This window comes from Pseudomonas sp. MF4836 (assembly GCF_002018875.1).
In the GTDB taxonomy this organism is placed as follows: Bacteria; Pseudomonadota; Gammaproteobacteria; order Pseudomonadales; family Pseudomonadaceae; genus Aquipseudomonas.
The window spans coordinates 394244-411444 of the sequence record NZ_MVOL01000004.1 but is presented as its reverse complement, the minus strand read 5'-3'; the positions used below and the strand labels follow the sequence as shown (position 1 = coordinate 411444).

At 63.4% G+C, this 17201-nt stretch carries 17 protein-coding genes; 6 read left to right on the top strand and 11 right to left on the bottom strand.

All coding sequences use genetic code 11. The annotated features are described in order from the left end of the window. Nucleotides 1-72: 72 nt before the first annotated feature. The gene (locus MF4836_RS12080; protein ID WP_078470512.1) at nucleotides 73-1971 is read right to left on the bottom strand and encodes a cytochrome c/FTR1 family iron permease; all 1899 of its coding nucleotides are present in this window, start codon (nucleotides 1969-1971) and stop codon (nucleotides 73-75) included. Nucleotides 1972-2438: 467 nt separating this feature from the next. Between MF4836_RS12080 and MF4836_RS12075 the strand changes: the two genes are divergently transcribed. The 4 genes from MF4836_RS12075 to MF4836_RS12060 are packed head-to-tail and all read left to right on the top strand — an operon-like array spanning nucleotide 2439 to nucleotide 5669. Then, the gene (locus MF4836_RS12075; RefSeq protein ID WP_078470511.1) at nucleotides 2439-3917 is read left to right on the top strand and encodes a COG3014 family protein; all 1479 of its coding nucleotides are present in this window, start codon (nucleotides 2439-2441) and stop codon (nucleotides 3915-3917) included. A 12-nt stretch (nucleotides 3918-3929) separates the two neighbouring features. Continuing rightward, nucleotides 3930-4301, top strand: a complete 372-nt coding sequence (locus MF4836_RS12070; RefSeq protein ID WP_078470510.1) for a YcfL family protein — start codon at nucleotides 3930-3932, stop codon at nucleotides 4299-4301. Between the two features lie 33 nt (nucleotides 4302-4334). Continuing rightward, on the top strand, nucleotides 4335-4922 hold the full coding sequence (gene lpoB / locus MF4836_RS12065) for a penicillin-binding protein activator LpoB (protein WP_078470509.1): 588 nt from the start codon (nucleotides 4335-4337) through the stop codon (nucleotides 4920-4922). Between the two features lie 3 nt (nucleotides 4923-4925). Beyond that, on the top strand, nucleotides 4926-5669 hold the full coding sequence (locus MF4836_RS12060) for a hypothetical protein (RefSeq protein ID WP_020295957.1): 744 nt from the start codon (nucleotides 4926-4928) through the stop codon (nucleotides 5667-5669). A gap of 57 nt (nucleotides 5670-5726) precedes the next feature. On the opposite strand, the gene MF4836_RS12055 is transcribed toward MF4836_RS12060, so the two are convergent. From MF4836_RS12055 to MF4836_RS12045, 3 genes are all read right to left on the bottom strand, one after another. After that, entirely contained in the window at nucleotides 5727-6359 is a 633-nt protein-coding gene (locus MF4836_RS12055) for a LysE family transporter (RefSeq protein ID WP_078470508.1), read from the bottom strand. Between the two features lie 195 nt (nucleotides 6360-6554). Beyond that, the gene (locus MF4836_RS12050) at nucleotides 6555-7136 is read right to left on the bottom strand and encodes a mechanosensitive ion channel family protein (RefSeq protein ID WP_078470507.1); all 582 of its coding nucleotides are present in this window, start codon (nucleotides 7134-7136) and stop codon (nucleotides 6555-6557) included. Next, on the bottom strand, nucleotides 7136-9046 hold the full coding sequence (locus MF4836_RS12045) for an ATP-binding cassette domain-containing protein (RefSeq protein WP_078470506.1): 1911 nt from the start codon (nucleotides 9044-9046) through the stop codon (nucleotides 7136-7138). The genes MF4836_RS12050 and MF4836_RS12045 overlap by 1 nt, the downstream gene beginning before the upstream one ends. A 50-nt stretch (nucleotides 9047-9096) precedes the next feature. Between MF4836_RS12045 and MF4836_RS12040 the strand changes: the two genes are divergently transcribed. After that, a complete protein-coding gene (locus MF4836_RS12040; protein WP_078470505.1) occupies nucleotides 9097-9561 on the top strand; it encodes a TIGR02444 family protein in 465 nt (154 codons plus the stop codon). Here MF4836_RS12040 and MF4836_RS12035 read toward each other — a convergent pair. Then, on the bottom strand, nucleotides 9558-10730 hold the full coding sequence (locus MF4836_RS12035; protein ID WP_078470504.1) for an AlgP family protein: 1173 nt from the start codon (nucleotides 10728-10730) through the stop codon (nucleotides 9558-9560). The two genes, MF4836_RS12040 and MF4836_RS12035, sit on opposite strands and share 4 nt — an antisense overlap. A gap of 193 nt (nucleotides 10731-10923) precedes the next feature. Between MF4836_RS12035 and MF4836_RS12030 the strand changes: the two genes are divergently transcribed. Further along, nucleotides 10924-11589, top strand: coding sequence for an FKBP-type peptidyl-prolyl cis-trans isomerase (locus MF4836_RS12030; RefSeq protein WP_078470503.1), 666 nt, complete (start codon nucleotides 10924-10926; stop codon nucleotides 11587-11589). Nucleotides 11590-11649: 60 nt separating this feature from the next. On the opposite strand, the gene MF4836_RS12025 is transcribed toward MF4836_RS12030, so the two are convergent. From MF4836_RS12025 to hemC, 6 genes are all read right to left on the bottom strand, one after another. Continuing rightward, nucleotides 11650-12108 (bottom strand): Rsd/AlgQ family anti-sigma factor, encoded by a 459-nt coding sequence (locus MF4836_RS12025; RefSeq protein ID WP_078470502.1) that lies wholly within the window; start codon nucleotides 12106-12108, stop codon nucleotides 11650-11652. 208 nt (nucleotides 12109-12316) lie between these two features. After that, nucleotides 12317-12829 carry a disulfide bond formation protein B gene (locus tag MF4836_RS12020; RefSeq protein WP_078470501.1) on the bottom strand — a complete coding sequence of 171 codons (513 nt, stop codon included), beginning with the start codon at nucleotides 12827-12829 and terminating at the stop codon, nucleotides 12317-12319. Between the two features lie 159 nt (nucleotides 12830-12988). After that, nucleotides 12989-14227, bottom strand: a complete 1239-nt coding sequence (locus MF4836_RS12015; RefSeq protein ID WP_078470500.1) for a heme biosynthesis protein HemY — start codon at nucleotides 14225-14227, stop codon at nucleotides 12989-12991. Continuing rightward, on the bottom strand, nucleotides 14224-15360 hold the full coding sequence (locus MF4836_RS12010) for a uroporphyrinogen-III C-methyltransferase (RefSeq protein ID WP_078470499.1): 1137 nt from the start codon (nucleotides 15358-15360) through the stop codon (nucleotides 14224-14226). Before MF4836_RS12010 ends, MF4836_RS12015 begins: the two co-directional genes overlap by 4 nt. A gap of 16 nt (nucleotides 15361-15376) precedes the next feature. Beyond that, complete coding sequence (locus MF4836_RS12005; RefSeq protein ID WP_078470498.1) at nucleotides 15377-16144, bottom strand: uroporphyrinogen-III synthase; 768 nt, start codon at nucleotides 16142-16144, stop codon at nucleotides 15377-15379. Further along, nucleotides 16141-17082 (bottom strand): hydroxymethylbilane synthase, encoded by a 942-nt coding sequence (gene hemC, locus MF4836_RS12000; RefSeq protein ID WP_078470497.1) that lies wholly within the window; start codon nucleotides 17080-17082, stop codon nucleotides 16141-16143. Before hemC ends, MF4836_RS12005 begins: the two co-directional genes overlap by 4 nt. Nucleotides 17083-17201 lie beyond the last annotated feature (119 nt).

The window sequence follows — 17201 nt, the reverse complement described above, 5'->3', positions numbered from 1 at the left end:
CTGCGGGCAAACCCGCCCCCTGCACTTTAGCCGCAGGGGCGGGCTTGCCCGCTATAAACCCGCTATCGAGGCCTAGGAAGCCTGTACCCGACGCTTCTCGGCGTTGCGGCTGCGGCTGTAAAGCACCACGATCGCCACGATCGCCACGGCCTGGGCCGCCAGCGAGTAGGCATCGGCGTGGATCCCCAGCCAGTCGAAGTCGAAGAACGGCACCGGACGGGTGCCAAAAATCCCGGCCTCCTGCAATGCCTTGACCCCGTGCCCGGCGAACACCACCGACAACGCGCACAGCAGCGCGGCGTTGATGCCGAAGAACAGCGCCAGGGGCAGTTTCGCCGAGCCCCGCAGAATCACCCAGGCCAGGCCCACCAGCAGTACCAGCGCGGTAGCGCCACCGGCCAGCACCGCGTTATGCCCGGCCGGGCCGGCCTGCAGCCAGAGGGTTTCATAAAACAGGATGACTTCGAACAGTTCGCGGTAGACCGAGAAAAACGCCAGCATCGCAAAACCAAACCGCCCACCGCCGCCCACCAGACTGCTCTTGATGTAGTCCTGCCAGGCCGCCGCGTGCCGCCGGTCGTGCATCCACACCCCCAGCCACAGCACCATCACACTGGCAAACAGCGCCGTGGCGCCTTCCAGCAGTTCACGCTGCGAGCCGCTGACATCGATCACATAGGCCGCCAGGGCCCAGGTCGCCAAGCCCGCCAGCAAGGCCAGGCCCCAGCCGACGTTGACGCTGCGCACCGCCGACTGCTGGCCGGTGTTGCGCAGGAAGGCGAGGATCGCCGCCAGCACCAGGATCGCTTCCAGGCCCTCGCGCAGCAGGATCAGCAACCCGGAGATGTAGCTCAGGGACCAGCTCAAGCCATCGGAACCCAACAGGTCCGCGGACTCCTTGAGCTTGGCCTTGGCCGCCGCCAGGCGCTGCTCGGCCTGCTCCGCCGGCAAGCCGTCCTGCAGCGACTGACGGTAAGCCATCAGGGATTTCTCGGTGTCTTTGCGCACAGTGGCATCGACGTTGTCGAGGGAGCTTTCCACCAGCTCGAAGCCCTCGAGGTAAGCCGCCACCGACAGGTCATACGCCTGCTCGCGATCCCCGGCGCGGTAGGCGGCCAGGCTCTTGTCGAGGGTCGAGGCGGTGTAGTCCAGCAATTGCGCCGGACCGCGCTTGACCTGCGGCGGTTGCGCGCGCTGGGCACGGAAGGTCGCGGCGGCCGCCGGGCCCTGGGCGGAAAGGACTTCGCCGGGGGTTTGCCGGGCCAGGTCAGCAAGGTTGAACACCTCGGCCCCCTTGGCCGCTGCCGGGTCCGCACTGAAGCTGGCGATGTAAGTCGCCAGGTCCCAGCGCTGGCGGTCGTCCAACTGGTCGGCGAACGACGGCATGTCGGTGCCTTCGACTCCCAGCCCCAGGGTGTTGTAGATCGCGTACAGGCTCAGGCGATCCAGGCGCGCGGCATCGCGCAGGTTGGCCGGTGGTGGCGTCAGGCCAACACCCGCCGGGCCATCGCCCGCCCCCGTGTCGCCATGGCACACCGAGCAATGCTGGGCATACAGGGGCGCGCCGCGAGTCGGGTCCGGGGTAATGATCGGCGCCTGGCTGACCTCATAGGCCACCGCCAGCTTCGCCCCCAGTTGCCGGGCCTGGCGGGCGACCGCCGCCCCGTCTTCACGGGCGCCGATGGCACTGCGCAGGCTGCTGACACCGGTTTCCAGCTCGGCCTTCTCCGGTTTGGACGGCAGATCGGCGATCAACCCCTGCAGCACCCCCAGAAATTCCAGCTGTTCGCTGTACTCGGCGTCGTCGATGATCTTGCCCGCCTCGACCGTGGACGGGTAATCCGCGCCGATGTAATCGAGCAAATGCAGGGCCTTGGGCGCGCCTTCAACGGTATCGGCCAGCAGATTGGAGCTGCACAGGGCCAATAGCGGCAGCACAAGCCACGCCAGGAAACGGGAAGGGGCAATCATCAATCAATCTCAATTGGTAATACGAAGTTACATATTGTTCACTTCCAATGAGCTTCACTCAAGCGCCATGACGCCGCGCCTGCGCCATCAGCCCCGCAAAACCGGGCGCAAGCCTTGCCGGCAGGGTGTTACGGGCCATTGGCCCGACTTGCGCAAATTTGCCCTCGACGCCAAAAAGCCACGCCCGCTGACCGCAGCCGCTGTTGAACACCAGCGTAAATGCCCGAAGCAGACATCCGCCCCCAGCTCCCCCCTGATTCCGCGTACTGGCACCCACTTAATAAATGAAATTAAAAAGCCAGTACAAGGCCATCATCCGTCGCTATAATGCCGCGCCCTCGTTATCGCGATAGGGCATTTAAGCTCCTCTTTTTATGAGGAATTGGCAGGATAGCCAGTTGTCCTGCCAGTGGGTCCGTCCAGCCCTACCCGCGCGCCAGGCTGCCCAATTCAGGGAAGAAGTACCCATGGCCTCCCGCGCCCTCACCTTGTTCGCCCTCAGTGCGGCCACCCTGCTGGCTGGCTGTTCGGCCTTTCGCAGCTACGATAACGAGCTTCAGGAAACCAACCAGCAACTGGGCGCCGGCCACGTCGATGCTGCCCTGGCCCTGCTGGAAAAGAACAACCAGAGCGAAGACAAAGACCTGCTCTATTACTTCGAAAAAGGCGAGTTGCTGCGGGCCAAGGGCGACCTCAACGGTAGCCAGACGGCCTGGCGCCATGCCGACCAGGTGGTGGGCAACTGGGAAGACTCGGTCAAGCTCGACACCGACAAGTACCTGGCCCAATTCGGCAGTTTCCTGATCAACGACAAGGTGCGGCGCTACGAAGGCTACGACTACGAAAAAGTCATGCTGACCACTCAGATGGCCCTGAACCTGCTGGCTCAGAACGACTTCGACGGCGCCCGTACCGAAATCAAGAAAACCCACGAACGTGAAGCGGTGATCGCCGAGCTGCGCGACAAGGAATACCTCAAGCGCGAGGACGAAGCCGAAAAACAGGGCGTCAAGACCGAGTACAAGGACCTCAAGGGTTACCCGATCGAGTCCCTTGATGCGCCCGATGTGGTCAGCCTGAAAAACAGCTACCAGAGCGCGTTCAGCCACTACCTGGCCGGCTTCGTCTACGAAGCCCTGGGTGAAAAAGACATGGCGGCGCCGGGCTACCGCAAGGCCGCCGAACTGCGCCCCAACACCCCGCTGCTGGAACAGGCGCTGCTGAACCTGGACGAGCCAGCCGCCGTGCCGACCGTCAAGGTATCGGGCAAATCCAAGAAGTCTTCGGCCAAGGCTGCGGCCAAGCCCGTTGCCAAGCCCGAGCTCGCCGCTGACGAAAGCGACATCCTGATCGTGGTGCAAAGCGGCCTGGCGCCGGCCCGCGACTCGATCCGCATTCCACTGCCGCTGCCCATCAGCGGCAACCTGGTGATCACCCCGCTGTCGTTCCCGGTGATCAAGCCGGACACCACGACCCCAGCCTTCACCCAGATCGCCGTGGATGGCCAGCAACAGTCCCTGACCCAGCTCAACAGCACCACCGCCATGTCCCGCCGCGCCCTGCGTGACGACATGCCGGGGATCATCCTGCGCACCACCGTGCGTGCCGTGACCCGTGGCGTGGCGCAAAAACAACTGAACGACGTCAACCCGCTGGCCGGCCTGGCCGTGGGCATTGCTTCGGCCGTGACCGAAGGTGCGGACACCCGCACCTGGCGCACCCTGCCAGACAACACCCTGGTGACGCGCCTGCGGGTCAAGCAGGGCGAGCACCAGATCACCCTGCCTAGCGCCCAGGGTGGCTCCCAGGTGCAGGTCAAGATCGACCGGCGCTATCAGGTCGTAACCCTGCGCGTGGTCGGCAACCAGGTATTCAGCAGCGGCTTGGCTGCTCAGGTAATGCCCAGCGCCAATAGCCAGGCTGTGATCAGCCTCAAACAACCTTAAGCGGAGACTCTCATGCGCTTCAAAATCATTGCTGTCGCCGCGCTGGCCCTTCTGGGCGGCTGCGCAACCCCTCCACCACCGGCTCCCGGCAGCGCCGCGAGCAAGGTGGTGGTGATGAACAAGTTCAACAACATTGCCATCGGCGCAATGCGGGTCGCCCGTGAAAACGGCTTCCTGACGGTCAAGGTGGCGCTGAACAACACCAGCCACACCAACATGACCATGTACTACCGCTTCGTCTGGCTGGGCAACGACGGTTTCCCGGTGGCTGATGAAGAAAGCTGGAAGGTGTTCAACCTGTACGCGGCACAAGCCACCTTCCTGCCGGCCATTGCTCCGGTCCCCCAGGCCACTGACTTTCGCATGGAAGTCAAAACCCAATAAATCGCCACCCCATCAGATTTAGAGAGCACACCCATGTTTGCACGCTTTTCTTTCCTCGCCATTGCCGCCCTGCTGGCCAGTGGCTGCGCCAATAACTCCCCCGTCCTGGGCGGCAAGAACATCGGCTACGGCGACAGCAAGGCCGTGGAACTGGTGACCAACGAGTTCGGTTCCACCGACCTGCAGATGATCGCCGAGTCCATGACCCGCTCCCTGGCCCAGTCCGGGATCCTGCAGGGTCGCCCTGTGGTCCAGGTCTACGACGTGAAGAACAAGACCAGCGAGTACATCGATACCCGCGAGATCACCACCTCGATCAAGACCCAGCTGATGAAGTCCGGCACCGCCCGCTTCGCCAGCGACAACACCGCGATGCAGAGCCAGGTCGACCAGCTCAAGCTGCAGAACCAGAGCGGCCTGTACAAGAAAGGCACCGTGGCCAAGACCGGCAACATGATCGCCGCCAAATACCGTCTTGAAGGTTCGATCAGCTCGATCGTCAAGCGCAGCAGCGACTACAAGGACGTCTTCTACAAATTCAGCCTGCAATTGATCGACGTCGAGAGCGGTCTGGCCGAGTGGATGGACGAGAAAGAGATCCGCAAAACCACGGAGCGCTAAGCAATGCGTGCATGGATTGGCATCATGGCCCTGGCTTGCGCGTTTGGCGCGCAGGCGGCCCCTAAAGTTGCAGTCATGGACCTGGCGTACCAGGAACGTGTGCAGGAATACATCCACATCGTGTCGTCGCAGAACAGCTACCGCGAGGGCTATGCCAGCGCCAGCGGTTCGTCGAGCTACAACGAGATGGAGTCGAGCACCAGCTACATCGAGGAAGGTGAGCTGCGCAAGTTCACCGGTGACATCAAGGGCGAGATCCTCAAGTCCGGGATGTTCCAACTGATGCAGGGCACGCCCCACACCAGCGCGTCCACCGCCAACGTGTACGACGTGATCAAGCGCATCAAGGCCGGCAACTTCAAGGGCGCCGACTACGTGCTGTTCGGCACCCTGTCGGATATCGACTTCAACCGCGATATCAACGAGCTGGCCAACACCGACAGCTACTCGGCGGTGCTGGCACTGACCCTGGTAGCCGACTTCAGCCTGATCAACACCAAGACCTTCGAAATCACCTCGGCCTTTACCGCCATGGGTGAAGGTCAGGACACCAAGCTGGTGAACAACCGTGATGTGCGGATCTCGCTGAACCGCCCACGGGTGGTGCGCGAAGTGTCCAAGTCCCTGGGCGAAGACGTTGCCCGGCAGATGGCCGAGCAACTGGGCCGCGGCGGTTATCAGCAGCCCGGACAAGCGCCGACGCGCAACAACCTGCCGCCTGACACCCAGCCGGTAATCCTGCGCTAAACCCTCGGGCAATGAAAAAGGCGACCTTCGAGGTCGCCTTTTTTATGCCCGCCAGGTTTAGATCGCGGCTTTGCGAATGGTCGCCAATAGCCCTGCGGCCCCGATGAACAGCCCGGCAAAGGTGCGGTTCATCCGCCGCTGCTGGGTCGGCGTGCGCAACAGGCGCAGCACTTTGGAGGCCAGGCCGGTGTAGCCGGCCATGACGATCAGGTCGACCACAATCATGGTGCCGCCCAGGATCAGGTATTGCTTGATCAGCGGCGCATGGGGATCGATGAACTGCGGCAGCACCGCCAGCATGAACACCAGGGCCTTGGGGTTGCTGACATTGACCAGGAAGCCGCGAAACACCAGGGCCAGGGGCTTGCCGATGGGGCGGATCGCCGCGTCATCGCTCATGTCGCTGGGCAGTGCGCGCCATTGCTTGACCGCGAGGTACACCAGGTACGCCACGCCAAACCACTTGATGGCGTAGAAGGCGGTGGCGGACGCCGCGAGGATCGCCCCCACGCCCGCGGCGACGATCGCAATCTGCAACGCCAGGCCCAGTTGCAGGCCCAGGGCATTCCAGTAGCCACGCCAGAAACCGTATTGCAGACCGCAGGACATCGACGCAATGGCGCCGGCACCCGGGGAAAGACTGATCACCCAGCAGGCGGCAAAAAACGCCAGCCATGTCTCAAGAACCATCGCGCACCTCGGATCGAATCAATCGTGGCTGCCTAAGCTAATCCTCCGACTCGCGGCTGACCATGTTTTTTTCTAGGGCGCGCAAGGTGTCAGGAGAAGATGAGGTGTGCGTCCGGTAGCCGCTGCCGCAGGCTCGGGCCGCGTTTGGACGCTGCCCCAGCCGCTACCGAAGAACCCTCGGCAGATTGCAGAGCCCTACTTCCCACCCGTCCCGATAGGCAGCACATCATTCCCGCGCCAACGCCGCACCGAGCGCTGGAAGAACAGGCTGTTGGGCACCTGCACCATGGCGCTGCCGGTACCGGCTTCTTCCGCCTCGACCAGGGTGGTGTACAGGAGGTTGATCGCCACTACCCGGCCCTTGACCCCGGGCTTGTCGACGGTATCGACCAACTCGACGATATCCCCCAGGCGAAACGGCCCGACGGTGAAAATCAGAATCGCGCAGAGCAGGTTGGAGAGCACGCTCCACATGGCAAAGAACGCCACCGCCGCCACCGCGACAAACCCCGACAGGGCTGTCCACAGCACCGTCGCCGAAACCCCCAGGCGCTCCAGGACAAAGATCAGCGCGCTGCCCATGATCAGCCAGCGCAGGCCTCCGCGCAGCGGCATCAGCAACTGCGGCGGAAACGGATAGCGCTCTCCCAATCGGGTCAGGCAACGCGCCACGAAGCGCTGCGCCAGGTACCCGGCCAGCAGGATCAGGACAATTTGCAGGGCAATCCACAAGGGGCCGACCCACTGCGCCGGCAGTGGCAATTGAAGGGTCTCCATCAGGACAGCGCCTCCAGCTCCGCCTGCATGCTTTCCAGCAGCTCCAGGGCTTCCATCCAGGCTTCTTCAAGCTCGGCTTCGCGCACCTTGAGTTTGGCCTGTTCGGCCAGCAGGTCCCGCAGGTCGTTCTTGCGCGCAGGTTCGTAGATATCGCTGTCGCCGAGGCTGGCATCGATCTTCGCCAGTTTCTCGTGCAGCTTGCCCAACTCGGCTTCGAGCTTGTCGGCCTCACGCTTGTGCGGCGCCAGTTGCTGGCGCAACGCAGCAGCGGCCTGGCGCTGGGCCTTCTTGTCGGTCTTGTCCGGGTTGACCGGCGTCGTGCTGACCGGGGCGTTGCGCTGTCGGTAATCCACCAGCCAGCGGGTGTAGTCGTCGAGGTCGCCATCGAACTCTTCGACCTTGCCGTCGGCCACCAGGTAGAAGTTGTCGGTGGTGCTCTTGAGCAGGTGGCGATCGTGGGAGACCACCAGTACCGCACCGCTGAACTCCTGCAACGCCATGGTTAGTGCCAGGCGCATTTCCAGGTCCAGGTGGTTGGTCGGTTCGTCGAGCAGCAGCAGGTTCGGCCGCTCCCAGGCGATCAGGGCCAGGGCCAGGCGGGCTTTTTCGCCGCCGGAGAAATTCAGCACAGGCTCGTCGATCCGCGCGCCACGGAAATCGAAACCGCCAAGGAAGTCGCGCAGGGTCTGCTCGCGCTCGGTGGGCGCCAGGCGCTGCAGGTGCAGCAGCGGGCTGGCCTTGGCGTCGAGGGAGTCCAGTTGGTGCTGGGCGAAATAGCCAACCACGGTGTTTTCACCCCGGGTCAGGCGCCCGGCCAGCGGCTCGAGTTCACCGGCGAGGTTTTTGATCAGGGTCGACTTGCCGGCACCGTTGGGGCCCAGCAGGCCGATACGCGCACCCGGGGTCAGTTGCAGCTTGACCTTCTCCAGCACGGTCTTGTCGCCATAACCCAGGCGAGCATCAGACAGGTCGATCAAGGGGCTGGAGATCTTCGTCGACTCGCGGAACACGAAGTCGAACGGCGAATCGACGTGGGCGGCAGACAACTCTTCCATCCGCTCCAGGGCCTTGATCCGGCTCTGGGCCTGGCGCGCCTTGGTGGCCTGGGCCTTGAACCGGGCGATGTAGCTTTCCATGTGCGCGCGCTGCGCCTGCTGCTTCTCGTAGGCCTGCTGTTGCTGGGCCAGACGCTCGGCACGGGCGCGTTCGAACGCGGTGTAACCACCACGGTACAGGGTGATCTTGCGCTGATCGACGTGGGCCACGTGATCGACCACGGCATCCAGGAAGTCGCGGTCGTGGGAAATCAGCAGCAAGGTTCCCGGGTAGCTCTTGAGCCACTCTTCGAGCCAGATAATGGCGTCGAGGTCCAAGTGGTTGGTCGGCTCATCGAGCAACAACAGGTCCGACGGGCACATCAGCGCCTGCGCCAGGTTCAGGCGCATCCGCCAGCCCCCGGAGAAGTCGCCGACCGGGCGGTCCATCTGCTCGTTGGTGAACCCCAGGCCGGCCAGCAGCTTGCGCGCCCGGGCATCGGCGGTGTAGCCGTCGGCGCTGTCCAGTTCGGAGTGCAGGCGGGCCTGGGCGGCACCGTCATGGGCCGCCTCGGCGTCGGCCAGCTCACGCTGTACCTGGCGCAGGCGCAGGTCGCCATCGAGCACGTAGTCGACCGCCAGGCGCTCCAGCGTGTCGATCTCCTGCCGCATATGGGCGATGCGCCAGTCGGCAGGCAGGAAGCAGTCACCGGAATCCGGGTGCAGCTCCCCGCGCAGCAGGGCGAACAGGCTGGATTTGCCGGCGCCGTTGGCACCGATCAGGCCGGCTTTGTGGCCGGCGTGCAGGGTCAGCTCGGCGTCTTCTAGCAGACGTTGCGGACCACGCTGTAAAGTCAGGTTCTGAAGTCGAATCATAATGGCGGCGGAGTCTACCAGCTTCGCTCGCAACTGGCGCGAGTAGCAATATGTCCCCTGACCTGTGGAGCTACACCCTCAAGACCTACGCCCGCCCGGGCGTGGAACCGGCCTGCCTGCAATTGCAGGCGGCAGGGGCCAACGTGTGCCTGCTGCTGTGTGCTGCCTGGCTGGGTGGGCGTGGGGTTGCCTGCAACAGCTCGCGCCTGTCACAGCTGCACGCGCTGGCTGCGCCCTGGCATGAAGAGGTGGTGCAGCCGCTGCGCCAGTTGCGCACAGGGTGGCGCCAGGCGGCCAATGACGACCACGAGTTGAAAGCGTTGCGTGAGCAAGTGAAGGCCCTGGAGCTGCAAGCAGAACGGCAGTTGCTACTGCGCCTGGAAGCACTGGCGAGGGATTGGCCGCAGGCTGAGGCCGAAGATTTATGGCCCTGGGTGCAAGGTCTGGCGGCCGAAGCCGCCAACCTTGACCGCGATGCGCTGCAGGCGCTGCGCGTCGCGGTGACCGGCGCTTAAGAGGCGCTGGTTGGCGTGGTGCTGCCGGTAGGGGCGCTGGCAGGAGTTGCCGATGTTGGCGCAGCTACTGGAGCAGGTGCCGCCGGTTTGGCTGCTGGAGTTGCCGGAGTCGCAGGCTTGGCGGCCGCTGGAGCGGTGGCCGGCTTTGCAGCGGCTGGCTTGGCTGCGGGCTTGGCAGCAACAGGTTTTTTCGCGGCAGGTTTTGCAGCAGGCTTGGCCGCTGGTTTGGCTGCGGCCGGTTTGGCAGCAACAGGTTTTGCAGCGGGTTTTGCAGCAGCGGAAGCAGCAGGTTTGGCCGCTGGTTTAGCCGGTGCCTTTGCTGCAGCGGGTTTGGCCGCTGCTTTAGCCGGTGCCTTTGCCGCAGCAGGTTTAGCCGCTGGCTTGGCCGCGGTCTTGGCTGCTACTGGTTTGGCTGCAGGCTTGGTCGCTGCGGGTTTGGCTGCGGCAGTCTTGGCGACTGGTTTAGCGGCAGGCTTGGCAGCGGGTTTAGCGGCAGGTTTTGCAGCAGCGGTTTTGGCAGCCGGCTTGGCGGCAGGTTTTGCGGCAACCGGTTTAGCGGCAGCAGGCTTGGCAGCCGGTTTGGCAGCCGCGGTTTTAACAGCCGGTTTCGCGGCGCTGGCGGCGACTGGTTTTTTTGCGGCGGGCTTGGCTGCTGGCTTGCTCGCAGCTTTGGCCGCGGGTTTTGCTGCAGGCTTGGCGGCTGCCTTGGCCGGCGCCTTGGCTGCAGCTTTGGCAGCAGGTTTCTGCGCAGGAGCAGCAGGTTTGGCTGCACGCGAGGTCAGCGCCTTGGCCACGGCCTCTTTCACACGACCAACACCCTGAGCCAGTTTCAGGCTTTCCTGGGCATCGCGTTTAAGTTGCAGAATGTAGGTGCGGGTTTCGGATTGACGCGCCTTCAGCGCATCCAGCAGGTCTTCAAGTTCTTTCACTGCGTCCTTGGCTTTGGCTTGTGCCTTGGCCTTGCCGGCCGCCGCGGCGTCCTGCAATTTGGTGCGCGATTTGTGCAGTTTTTCTTGCGCCTTGCCCCGTTGCTTTTCCAGCTTGGCGAGCAGTTTTTCAGCATCAGCCAAGGCTTGCGAACAAGCGTTTTCCAAATGTTCGAGCAAGCTGCCCGAAAGCTGTTGGAGCAAATGCAACGGAGTGTTTACAGGCTTCTTATTCGCCGACATGGGTTACCTCCTGGCTGACGTGAGTTGCGGCTCATACTAGACCTCTGCTGCTACCGCCGCTAGGTCATGTTGACAGTATCGAAAGCCCGGCGTTGCAGCCGATTGAAAATGTTGTTCCGCCTCTGCAAAGTTGCCCTGCAGCCGCCTCCCTCACACTGGCATAATCCACACCCTCTCAGGCCGGAGAACGCCCATGTCGCGTTACCTTTTTTTATCGTTGAGTCTGCTCTTGCCCCTGGCCCAGGCTGGCGAAAAAGCACCGCAAAACGACACCCGCGATCTCGCCTACAGCCTCGGCGCCAGCCTGGGCGAACGGCTGCGTCAGGAAGTGCCCGACCTTGAACTGCAAGCCCTGGTGGACGGCTTGAAACAAGCCTACCAAGGCAAGCCGCTGGCCCTTACCGATGAGCGTATCGAGCAGGTGCTCGCGCAGCACGAGGCCCAGGTCAGCGCGCAATCGGCCAAGCCCCAGAGCGAAATCGCCCTGGAGAAAGAACAGCGCTTTCTCAGCGAAGAAAAAGCCAAGCCAGGCGTTCGCCCATTGGCAGATGGCATCCTGCTCACCGAACTCGTCCCCGGCAGCGGCGTCAAGGCCGGGCCCAACGGATCGGTGCAGGTCAAGTATGTCGGGCGCTTGCCCGATGGGACGGTGTTCGACCAGAGCAACCAGCCTCAATGGTTTCGTCTCGACAGCGTGATTGCCGGCTGGCGCAGCGCCTTGCAGCAGATGCCGACGGGCGCCAAATGGCGCTTGGTCATCCCCTCGGCCCAGGCCTACGGCGCCGACGGTGCCGGGGATCTGATCGAGCCTTACACACCGCTGGTGTTCGAGATCGAATTGCTCGGCGTCAGCGGCTGAGGCACAGAAACGAAAAACGGCGCGCCATGCGCACCGTTTCTTTAAAACCCTGGCCGGGAATCAAGCCTGGGCGACAACCTCTTCCTTGTGCGCGTTGTGCAGCACTTCAATCAGGCAGTCTTCCAATTCGAAGCGCTCATGCAACAGGCCGCCGAGCTCCTTGAATTTCTCGGCAACACACTTGCCCTGGTCACACAGATCATTGAACGTCAGGAGCTTTTCAGTGATCACGTCAATCCGTGGGTAAATGGTCTCGGCCAACTCCAGCCCGCGCTTGTCACCAAAGGCCTTGGCTTCGCTGGTCAGTTGCTCGTAGATTTCGAAGTGTCCGGCCGAGACGTAATCAACCAGGATTCCGCAAAACTCCTGCAGCAGCGTGCGATTCTCAGCCAGCGCTTCGGGCTCTGCGCCGAGAGCATCATAGGCCCGAACCAGTTCGTGACGTGCCTGCAACCAGCGATCGATCAGCAGATGCACTCCACCCCAGCGTTCCTGAGCATTCTGACAACTTTCGAGCATGGTGATCTCTCTTCCCTTATGGGTCATGCCGCCCCTGCTCCTGACCCATGACTTGAAAGCTCAAGCCCCAGCAGGCGGAACGGCATCGAACAACAGATAGCTTTGACACGTGCGGGCCAGATTATGCCCGCGCGACAACTGCTTCAAGGTACGCAGGAGATAAAGTTCATACAAGTGTTTAATCCGCCGCAGTTACCCAAAACCTGACTTAGGGCAAGACTGGCCGCCGCCGAGCCAGGCGCAGCAAGCGGTAGACGCTCAAAACCAGCATTGCAGCGAATACCAGCAGGCTCCACTCCGGCGCGCTCATGTCGACCAGGGTCCAGGTCACATCAGCGCAGTCCGAGGTGCCCTGGAAGACCAATTGCAGCGTGCGCACCGCGCTCATGTTCCTGAGCATGAAAGGAATGTCCGGCAAGCACGCCAGCAACTGATCCGAGGCGACATTCTGCAGCAAGACATGCCGCCCGGCGGTCAGCACCCCGCCCAGGCTGCTCAGTAGATTCAACAACCAGTAGCCACGACTGCCCTGGCGCCCGGGACCGTGCACGGCGGCAACCAGACTGACGACGGTGAACAGCAGGATGAAAAAGCGTTGCACGCTCCACAGCGAGCACGGCTCGAGGCCCACCCCGTATTGCAGGTGCCACCCGGCCCAGGAGGCCAAGGCGCCTACCGCAAATACCAGGAAAAAAAGCGAGCGTGAGCCGGCCAGCGACATGACGTATCCGTTACGCAAGAAACAGGCAGTCACGGTAGAGAAAGCGCACGCACCTTTCAAGAAGCGCCATGCGTCAGCTCCAAGCGAATCGGCCCAAAGTGATTGAACCGTTGATTGAAAGCGTCCGGCCGGCTCCTCGCAGAGTCGGCCGGCAGGCCGTCAAACCCGAGCAGGAACGGGCAAGGGTGCGGCGAGCAAGCGCTCGTCGAGCATGCCCAGACCTTCCTGGAACAGCTGATTACTGCGCTCGGTATCACCCAGTTGGGCCAGCAACCGCGCCAACTCGGCACAGGCTTCAGGATTGCGCTGCACTCGCAGGCTGCTTTCCAGATAATCCCGTGCCTTGCCCCACAGGCTGTTCTGCAGGCACAAACGCCCCAGGGTCAGCAGCAGGCTCGGGTCATCCGGATGATCCTTGAGCCAGTGCTCGGCCGCTTGCAGCTGACGCGCAGGGTCAGCCCCGCGCAACAGACCATAGAGGCGTGCCAGATGGCTGTCGTACTTGCGTTTGAGCGCGCCGCGCAAGACTTCCTCGGCCTGAACCTCGGCGCCCAGCTGGCGCAGTTGGTCGGCATAGGCCAGCACCAGTTGCGGCTCCTGGCGCTGAGCGGAGGTGAGTTGCTGCCAGGCTCGGTCCAGGGACTGCAGGCCCACCGCGCCGTCTTCTTCACGGCGCCCGGCCAGGGTCAGGTTCTCACCCCAGGCCCGACGCTCCAGTTCGACCAGTTCGGCGGGCGGCAGGACCTTGTCCTTGCGCAACTCGGGCAGCAGGCGGATAAGCGCCGACCAGTCCCCGCGCTGCTGATGCAAACGCTGCAATTGACGCAGCACTTGCACGCTGTGGGGATGCCGCTCGTGCATGGCCTGCAGGGTGGTCAGCGCACCGTCGGTGTCGCCACGGTCGGTCTGCAACTGCGCGTGACTCAGGGCCACTGCCAGCTCGGCCTGGGGCTGACGCTCCAGGGCACGCTCCAGCAGGCTGTCGCACTCCTCATAGTGCCCCAGTTCATTGGCCGCCCGCGCCGCGCCAAGGTAGTACAGCAGCGGTTGGCGCTCGGCTTCGGCCGCCCGGTGCAGGTGCCGCTGGGCACTGGCCCAGCGTCCTTCGGCCAGATCCATCTGGCCCTGCTCGATGGCGATCTGCACCCGACGGCTGCGATTGCGGCGCGACCAGGGGTTGACCACACCACTGGAGGCGGTCACCAGCTCGATCAGCACTTTGATGCCCCACACAGCCAGCCAGATCAGCGCCACCACTGCCAGGGCAGCCCAAAAGCTCGATTGATAACGGAAGCTGCTGTAGGCGATCAGTACGTAACCCGGATGCTCGGCAATCGCCAACCCCAGCAAGCCGATGGCCGCGACCACCAGCAGTACAATCACATACACGCGCTTCATGGGCTGGTCTCCTGCGCCGGGTTGGCGGCAGGTTTGGCCGCTGGCTTCAGCGACTCGTCGACCCGCAGGTTACGTCGTTCCAGATACGCCTGGACGGTGTTCAGAGTCTCGGTCAGGTCGGGCGTCACCACCTTCACCGGTTGTTTGCCGACCTCGATTATCTGCTCCAGCATCAGTTTGCTTTGCGGATTGTCCAGGCTGAAATTGCTGGTGAGCACGTCGCGGGCCTCGGCCAGGGCCTGGGCATAAACCTCTGCCTCGCCATTGAGCGCCGCCCACTGCGCCTGCTCCAATGCCAGGCTGAGTGCCAGGCGCACCTGGGTCAGGCTTTGCCCGGCCAGCAGCGGCTGGATGTTCTTGTCGGCGTCGAAGTCGATGCGAATGTAGCGCGAGATCTGATCCCACCAGCGTGCCCAGCGGCTGGCGCCATCGCCATCAGCCGGCAGGTTCGACGATTCGGTACTTGGGTGAAACTCCGGCGCCAGAGCGGTGAGCTGCAGGACCTGGCCGCGCAAGGCGCCCAATTGCAGGAACAACCCGGTACGGTCCGGCTGCTTGACGCTGCGCAAGTCGACCAGGCTCTTGGCCAATGCGTCGCGGGCGGCGAAGGCGCCCGAGTCGTCCTGCTCGCCGAGGATCTGATCGGCGCCCTGGACCAGGGCCCGCGCGCTGTTGACGTCCTGCAATGCCGAAAGGCGCAAGCTGGCCAGGCGCAGCAGATGCTCGGCCTCGGCCAGGCGCCAGTCTTTACGGCTGGCACTGAGCACGGTCTCCAGGCGTTGACTAAGGTGTTGTTGATCGCGCTGCAATTGCGCCACCAGGTTGCGGCTGGCTTCCAGCTCATTGGCCGGCGGCATTTGATCCAGGCGCGTGCCCATGCGCTGCTCGCTGAGCTTCAGGCCCTGCGCCTGGTCACCCAGGGTTTGCAGTTGTGCCAATTGCTGCTGGTTGAGGGCTTGCAGGTTGCGCACCTGCCACACGCCCCAACCACCGGCAGCGACACCCGCCGCGCCCAGCAACAGGGCCAGAATCGCCAACCCGTTACCGCGACGCTGGGCGACTGGGGTTGCGGGTTCAGTCGGGGCGTTGAGCGCCGGCTGGACTTGATCTTCAGGCAAGGTCGTTTCGCTCACGTATCCATCCTTTGCATTAGAGAACGGGCACGGGTTGCTCCCGTAACGCCGTTAGCAAGGCCGCGGCACTGGCGCCACGACAATCCACAACTGTTTGGGCCCCGGCAGCACGCGCCATCTCGGCGACCCGTGGGCTTGGAACAAACAACGGTAACTGCGCCAATTCGTCCCAGGCCGCGCCCGCCATTTGATGCAGGTGCGTAAAACCCTGTCCACTGCTGACCACCAGCCCGTTCAAGCGTTCCGCTCGAATACGTCGTACCAGGCTGCCATCGGCATAAGCGGGCAGGCAACGACGATACAGTTCCAAGTAATCGACACTAGCACCTTGATTGCCCAAGCGCTCAGCCAGCAGCTCGCGCCCGCCTTCGCCACGCACGATCAGGACGCGCGGCTCGGGGCGGGCAATAGCCTCGCGCAACTGGGGAAGCTCAAGCAAGGCTTCGCTGTCATCGCCCTGTTCCGGGTAGAACACATCAAGGCCGTGGTCAGCGAGAATCTGTGCGGTGGCCGCACCCACGCTGAACCAGCGCTGGCGAGGCGGATGTGGCCAGAACTGCTGGAGCAATTCAATTGCCAGGCGTGCGGCCGGCTTGCTGACCACGATCACGGCGCAGTAGCGCTCCAGTTGCAGCAACGTCGCCCGCTGCGCCTCGCCCAGCACCAGGGGCTCGATCTCCAACAGCGGCAGGCTGCTGCTGAAACAACCCGCATCTGCCAGAGTCGCGGCCAACGCCGCCGACTCCTCTGTCGGCCGGGTCAGCAGCAGACGCCAGCCGGTCACTCTTCGCCAGCCTCGCCATAGACTGCGCGCAGAATATCGTCGGCGCCCTGGGCCAGCAGGTCTTCCGCCACCTGCACACCCAACTCGGATGCCGCAGCACGCGGGCCACGGGCTTGCGCGCTGAGCAGCAGGCCCCCACTCGGCTCGCCGACCAGGCCACGCAGCCAGATCTGTTCGCCTTCAAGCACGGCGTAGCATGCGATCGGCACCTGGCAGCCGCCATTCAAGTGTTTGTTGAGGGCACGCTCGGCGGTCACGCGGGTGGCGGTGTCGGCGTGGTGCAGCGGTGCGAGCAGCTTGTGGATCTCGCTGTCGGCGGTGCGGCATTCGATGCCGACCGCGCCCTGGCCGCCGGCCGGCAGGCTGTCATCGACACTGAGCGAGGAGCTGATGCGATCTTCAAAACCCAGGCGGATCAGGCCGGCAGCAGCCAGGATGATCGCGTCGTACTCGCCGGCATCCAGCTTGGCCAGCCGGGTGTTGACGTTGCCACGCAGAAAGCGGATCTGCAGGTCAGGGCGGCGGGTCAGCAACTGCGCCTGACGACGCAGGCTGGAGGTGCCGACGATACTGCCCTCGGGCAATTGCTCAAGGCTGGCGTAGGTATTGGAAACAAAGGCGTCGCGCGGGTCTTCGCGTTCGCAGATGCAGAACAGGCCCAGGCCTTCGGGGAAGTCCATGGGCACGTCTTTCATCGAGTGCACGGCGATGTCGGCCTGGTTCTCCAGCAGCGCGGTTTCCAGTTCCTTGACGAACAGGCCCTTGCCACCGATTTTCGACAGTGGCGAATCAAGCAGCTTGTCGCCGCGACTGACCATGGGCACCAGCGTCACCACGAGACCCGGATGGGCCTCTTCGAGACGGGCTTTGACGTATTCGGCCTGCCACAAGGCCAGGGCACTTTTGCGGGTAGCGATGCGGATCTCGCGAGAGGACATGGATCAATCCGTACTGAATAGATACGGCAGATAATAACAGCTCAGCCAAATCCGCTTTGACTTGTATCAGAAACAGCGCCGCCTGCCCGGCCTCGGGGCCCAGCTCGGCGACGTCCCAT